Raw genomic sequence first — 5,403 nt, 5'->3', positions numbered from 1 at the left:
GCGGGAGGGTTCCCGCCGGGCGCCTCGTACGGGCCGTCAGACCCGGGTCGGCTCCTTGGCCGGCTCCTTGGCCGGCTGCTCCGCCAGCCGGGCGATCAGCTGCTCGCCCTCCATGTCCACCCGCGGCACGACCTTCTCCAGCCGCTTCGGGAACCACCAGGCGGCCTTGCCGAACAGCGCCATCGTGGCCGGCACCAGCGCCATCCGCACCACGAAGGCGTCCACCAGCACGCCCACCGCGAGGGCGAAGCCGATCGGCTGGACGATCGGGTCGTGGCCGAAGACGAACGAGCCGAACACCGCCACCATGATCAGCGCGGCCGCGGTGACCACCCGGGCCCCGTTCCGCACCCCGGCCACCACGGCCTCGCGCGGCGCCGCGCCGTGGACGTGCTGCTCCTTCATCCCGGAGACCAGGAACAGCTCGTAGTCCATCGCCAGCCCGAACAGCACGCCGATCAGCAGGATCGGCACGAAGCTCACCACCGGCCCGACCTTGGGCACGTCGACCAGCCCGTCCAGCCAGCCCCACTGGTAGACCGCGACCACCGCGCCGAGCGAGGCGGTGATGCTGAGCAGGAACCCGGCCACCGCCTTGAGCGGGACGAGCACCGAGCGGAACGCCAGCGCCAGCAGCACCACCGCGATCCCGGCGATCACCGCGAGGAACGGCGGCAGTGCCTGGCCGAGCTTGGTGGAGACGTCGATGTTGGCGGCCGTGGTGCCGGTGACGGCGATGTCCGCGCCGGTCGCCGACTTCAGATCCGCCTTCTGGCCGCGGATCTCGTTGACCAGCGCCTTGGTGTCCTCGTGGTCCGGGCCGGTCCGCGGGATGACGGTCACCAGCGCGGTGCGGCTCGCCTGGTCGACGGCCGGCGGCAGCAGCGTGCCGACGCCGTCGAGGGTCCGGAGCTTCGCGGCCACGCCCTGCACCGCCTGCTCGGGCTGCGGAGCCCCGTGGGCGTCCACCACGACCACCAGCGGCGCGTTGAAGCCCGGCCCGAAGCTCTCGCCGACCAGGTCGTACGCCTTGCGCGCGTCCGTCCCGGCGGCCTGCGAACCGGCGCTCGGCAGACCGAGGTCCAGGCTCGCGGCGGGCACCGCCAGGGTGCCCAGCCCGGCCAGTGCGACCAGCAGGACGGGCAGCGGGCGGCGGACCACGAAGCGGCCCCAGCGCTCGCCCAGGGTGGTGCGGCCGTTGGCGGTCAGGGCCCGCTTCCAGATCGGCAGCCGGTCGATGGCCCGGCCGGTGAATCCCAGCACGGCGGGCAGCAGCGTGATCGCGACCAGGACGGCCACCACCACGGCCCCGGAGGCGGCCAGACCCATCACGGTGAGGAAGGGGACGCCCGCGACGGCGAGTCCGGCGAGCGCGACGACCACGGTCAGGCCGGCGAAGACGACGGCGCTGCCGGCGGTCGCGGTGGCGCGGGCTGCGGCCTCCTCCGGCTCCAGGCCCTCGTCCAGGTGGCGGCGGTGCCGGAAGAGGATGAACAGCGCGTAGTCGATGCCGACGGCGAGGCCGACCATCAGGGCCAGCACCGGCGCGGTGGTGATGATCTCGAAGGAGCCGGTGAGCGCCAGCAGGCCGGCCATCGTCACGCCGACGCCGACCAGCGCGGTCAGCAGCGGCAGCCCGGCGGCGACCAGCGTGCCGAGGGTCACCACCAGCACCAGCCCGGCCACCACCAGGCCGATCGCCTCGCTGCCGCCCTCGATCCGGGCCATCGTGTTGTACGCGTCGCCGCCGAAGGCCACGTCCAGCCCGGCCGCGCGGGCCGGCTCGGCGGCGGCCTTCACGGCGTCGCGCTGCTGGTCGGTGACGTCGGCGAGCTTGTGGTCGAACGAGACCAGCGCGAGCGCGACCTTCCCGTCCGGCGAGAGCGCGCCGGTGGCGTACGGGTCCGGCACCGCGGCCACGCCCGGCACCTGGGCGATCCGGGCGACGGCCTCGCCGACCGCCCGGCCCGCCTCGGGCGTCCCGATGCCGCCGGGCGCACCGGCGGAGAAGACGACCTGCGCGGAGCCGTGGCCCTGCGCCGGGAAGGTGTCCTTGATCCGGTCCAGGGTGGCCTGCGCCTCGGTGCCCGGGACCTTGAACTCATCGGTGGTCTTGCCGGCGAAGGCGCCCGCGGCCCCGCCGATGGCGATGAGCAGGGCGATCCAGACGGCGACGACGGCCCGTCGTCGCCGGAAGCAGTATCGGCCCAGTCGGTACAGGTACGTGGCCATCGGCGGTCCCTCGGGTCGGTCAGGGCAGGTCGCGTCCCACCGTAGACCGAACTTTGTCGGGTGACAAAGTTGACCGACAAGATCATGCGACACAGTTGCCCGCTCGTGGCGCTACCCTGGCTGGATGGCTCACGTCCCCGCCTCCGAACGCCGACCGCAACTGGTCCAGGCCGCGATCGACCTGATGACCAGGGAGGGAATCGCGGCCGGCAGCACCCGCGCGATCGCGGCCGAGCTGGGCGTGGCACAGGCGACGGTGCACTACACCTTCGGCACCAAGAAGGACCTCTACCGGGCGGTCGTCCAGCAGCTGAAGTCCGACTTCGTCGGCGAGGTGCGCGCCGCCTCCCCCGGCGACGGCGCGTTCGGCGAACAGGTCCGCACCCTGGTGCACGCGCTCTGGGAGGCCGCCACCGGCGAGCACGGGCGCTGCGTGCTGCTGAGCGAGTTCGGGGCGCTGGCCATGCGCGACCCGGACATGCAGGAGATCATGCTCGGGCTCCAGCACGACATCGAGGGCACCGCCACCGAGATGCTCAGCGCCCTCGCGGCCGCCCACGGCCTGCCCCTGGCGCTGCCCGCCCGCCGGATCGCCGTCCACTTCCTCAGCGGCTTCGACGGCCTGACGGCCCGCCACCTCACCCTGCACCGACCCGGCGAACGCCCCGACCAGGACACCCTGGAGGCGCTGGAGCTCCTGGTCGCGACGACGGTCGGGCTCTGTCTGGGCACCCCGGCAGCGGAACTCCGCTAGGGCCCTAGGAGGCGATCCGCACCGGCAGCTCGACCAGCACCTCGCGCAGCGCGGCCGCGAAGCGCTCGTACTCGGCGCTGCGGGCCGAGCCCGGCCGGACGGCCAGCCCGATCCGGCGGCCGGGCGCCGGGGCGGCGAAGCGGACGGCGGCCAGCCGATCGGTGCGCCCGGCCTCGACGTCCAGCGCGGTGGCGGGCAGCAGGGTCACCCCGAGGCCCCCGGCGACCAGCTGGACCAGGGTGGACAGGCCGGCTGCGCGGGTGGTCGAGCCCACCGGGGCCGCGCCGACCTCGCGGCAGATGTCCAACGCCTGGTCGCGCAGGCAGTGACCCTCCTCCAGCAGCAGGACTTCCAGGTCGAGCAGCACGTCGCGCGGCACGTCGATCCGCCCGGCGAGCGGGTGGCCGGGCGGGGTGAGCAGGACGAAGTCCTCGTCGAACAGCGGGATGTCCCTGGTCGGCGAGGCCCCGCCGGCCGGCAGCGCGAGCAGCAGGACGTCCAGCCGCCCGGCGGCCAGGCCCTCCAGCAGCGACGGGGTGCGCTCCTCGTGGACGTGCAGCTCCAGGTCCGGGAAGCGGTCGCGGACCAGCCGCAGCACGGTGGGCAGCAGGTAGGGCGCGACGGTCGGGATGACGCCCAGGTGCAGCGGCCCGGTGAACGGGCGGCGGGCGGCCTCGACCTCCTCGGTGAGGGCCTGCAGCGAGGCGAGCACCCGACGGGCGTGCTGGTGCACGCGCTCCCCCAGCGGGGTGACGATCACCTTGCGCGTCGTACGCTCGACCAACTGCGCGCCCAGCGACTCCTCCAGCGCCGCGACCGCCCCGGACAGTGCGGGCTGACTGGTCCCGGTGGCGGCGGCGGCCTCCCGGAAGTGCCGGTGCTCGGCCACCGCGACGAAGGCCCGCAGCTGGGCGACGGTCGGGGTGCGCGGGCTGCGGACTGTGGTGCTCGCCACAGTCGGATCGGTCTTGGCGCCGGCGCCCTTGCGGGGGCCCGGCCGCGACGTGGGGGTTTCGGTACTGATAGCAATCTCCGATCAGACACATCCAGTCTAGCTATTTCCCTGATCAGTCCACGATGTGGAATGGTGGGTGTTGTCCGGAATCCGGACAAACTCCCCTCATCTATTTCAGGAGAAGCGAACGTGCTCACGATCGGTGACAAGTTCCCCGAGTTCGACCTCAAGGCCTGTGTCGACCTGGATGCCGCGAGCGCCTTCGCCGACATCAACCACAAGTCCTACGAGGGCAAGTGGAAGGTCGTCTTCTTCTGGCCGATGGACTTCACCTTCGTCTGCCCGACCGAGATCGCCGCGTTCGGCAAGCTGAACGACGAGTTCGCCGACCGTGACGCCCAGATCCTCGGTGTCTCCGGCGACTCCGAGTTCGTGCACCACGCCTGGCGCAAGGACCACAAGGACCTGCGCGACCTGCCCTTCCCGATGCTGGCCGACATCAAGCACGACCTGATGCGCGACTGCGGCGTCGAGAACGAGGACGGCACCGCCCAGCGCGCCGTCTTCATCGTCGACCCGAACAACGAGATCCAGTTCGTCATGGTGACCGCCGGCTCCGTCGGCCGTAACCCCAAGGAGGTCCTGCGGGTGCTGGACGCCCTGCAGACCGACGAGCTGTGCCCGTGCAACTGGAACAAGGGCGAGGACACCCTCGACGCCCAGGCCCTGCTGGCGGGCTGACCCATGGCTCTCGACGACCTGAAGGCCGCCCTCCCGGACTACGCCAAGGACCTCAAGCTCAACCTGGGCTCGGTCATCGGCAACTCCGACCTCCCCGCCCAGCAGCTCTGGGGCACGGTGCTGTCCTGCGCGATGGCCACCCGCAGCCCCGGTCTGCTGCGCGAGCTGGAGCCCGAGGCCAAGGCCAACCTCTCCCCGGAGGCGTACACCGCCGCCAAGGGCGCGGCCGCGATCATGGGGATGAACAACGTCTACTACCGGACGCTGCACCTGCTCTCCGACAAGGAGTACAGCACGATGCGGGCCGGTCTGCGGATGAACATCATCGGCACCCCGGGCGTCGAGAAGGTCGACTTCGAGCTCTGGTGCTTCGCGGTCTCGGCCATCAACGGCTGCGGGCAGTGCCTCGACTCGCACGAGGCCGTCCTGCGCAAGGCCGGCGTCGAGCGCGAGGTCGTCCAGGCCTCGATGAAGATCGCCGCCGTCCTCCAGGCCGTGGCCGGCGTCCTCGACTCCGAGGCCGCCCTGGCCGCCGCCGGCGCCTGACGTACCCCGGCACCCCGACGGGCCCCTCCCGGACACCACGTCCGCGAGGGGCCCGTCGTCGTTCTCCCCGGCCGGCGGGGCCGGTACGGCCGGGCCGACCGGTGGCGGGGTCAGTCGGTAGCGGGCGCGGCCGACGGGGCGGGGTGGGCGGCCGCCGAGCGCTCAGCCGTACGCC

Annotated in this window: 5 protein-coding genes; 3 read left to right on the top strand and 2 right to left on the bottom strand. The window is 72.8% G+C overall.

The features are described 5' to 3' along the window. Positions 1 to 36: 36 nt before the first annotated feature. Positions 37 to 2,232 carry an MMPL family transporter gene (locus tag ACFU7Y_RS39225; protein ID WP_380771227.1) on the bottom strand — a complete coding sequence of 732 codons (2,196 nt, stop codon included), beginning with the start codon at positions 2,230 to 2,232 and terminating at the stop codon, positions 37 to 39. 124 nt (positions 2,233 to 2,356) lie between these two features. On the opposite strand from ACFU7Y_RS39225, the gene ACFU7Y_RS39220 reads away from it, so the two are divergent. After that, positions 2,357 to 2,986, top strand: coding sequence for a TetR/AcrR family transcriptional regulator (locus tag ACFU7Y_RS39220; RefSeq protein WP_224283640.1), 630 nt, complete (start codon positions 2,357 to 2,359; stop codon positions 2,984 to 2,986). A gap of 4 nt (positions 2,987 to 2,990) precedes the next feature. On the opposite strand, the gene ACFU7Y_RS39215 is transcribed toward ACFU7Y_RS39220, so the two are convergent. After that, positions 2,991 to 3,941: a LysR substrate-binding domain-containing protein gene (locus tag ACFU7Y_RS39215; RefSeq protein WP_224283641.1), complete on the bottom strand. Its 951-nt coding sequence runs from the start codon at positions 3,939 to 3,941 to the stop codon at positions 2,991 to 2,993. A gap of 189 nt (positions 3,942 to 4,130) precedes the next feature. Here ACFU7Y_RS39215 and ACFU7Y_RS39210 point away from each other — a divergent pair, with 189 nt between their 5' ends. Continuing rightward, positions 4,131 to 4,682 (top strand): peroxiredoxin, encoded by a 552-nt coding sequence (locus ACFU7Y_RS39210; protein WP_224283642.1) that lies wholly within the window; start codon positions 4,131 to 4,133, stop codon positions 4,680 to 4,682. 3 nt (positions 4,683 to 4,685) lie between these two features. Then, complete coding sequence (locus ACFU7Y_RS39205) at positions 4,686 to 5,228, top strand: alkyl hydroperoxide reductase (protein ID WP_224283643.1); 543 nt, start codon at positions 4,686 to 4,688, stop codon at positions 5,226 to 5,228. The last annotated feature ends 175 nt before the right edge of the window (positions 5,229 to 5,403 follow it).

The sequence above is a fragment of the Kitasatospora sp. NPDC057542 genome (assembly GCF_042801945.1).
GTDB lineage: Bacteria > Actinomycetota > Actinomycetes > Streptomycetales > Streptomycetaceae > Kitasatospora.
This window is presented reverse-complemented; position numbering and strand designations above follow the sequence as displayed.

Coding starts and splice junctions, on each gene's coding strand:
- ACFU7Y_RS39205 (WP_224283643.1), top strand. CDS start 4,686: ATGGCTCTCGACGACCTGAAGGCCGCCCTCCCGGACTACGCCAAGGAC.
- ACFU7Y_RS39225 (WP_380771227.1), bottom strand. CDS start 2,232: ATGGCCACGTACCTGTACCGACTGGGCCGATACTGCTTCCGGCGACGA.
- ACFU7Y_RS39220 (WP_224283640.1), top strand. CDS start 2,357: ATGGCTCACGTCCCCGCCTCCGAACGCCGACCGCAACTGGTCCAGGCC.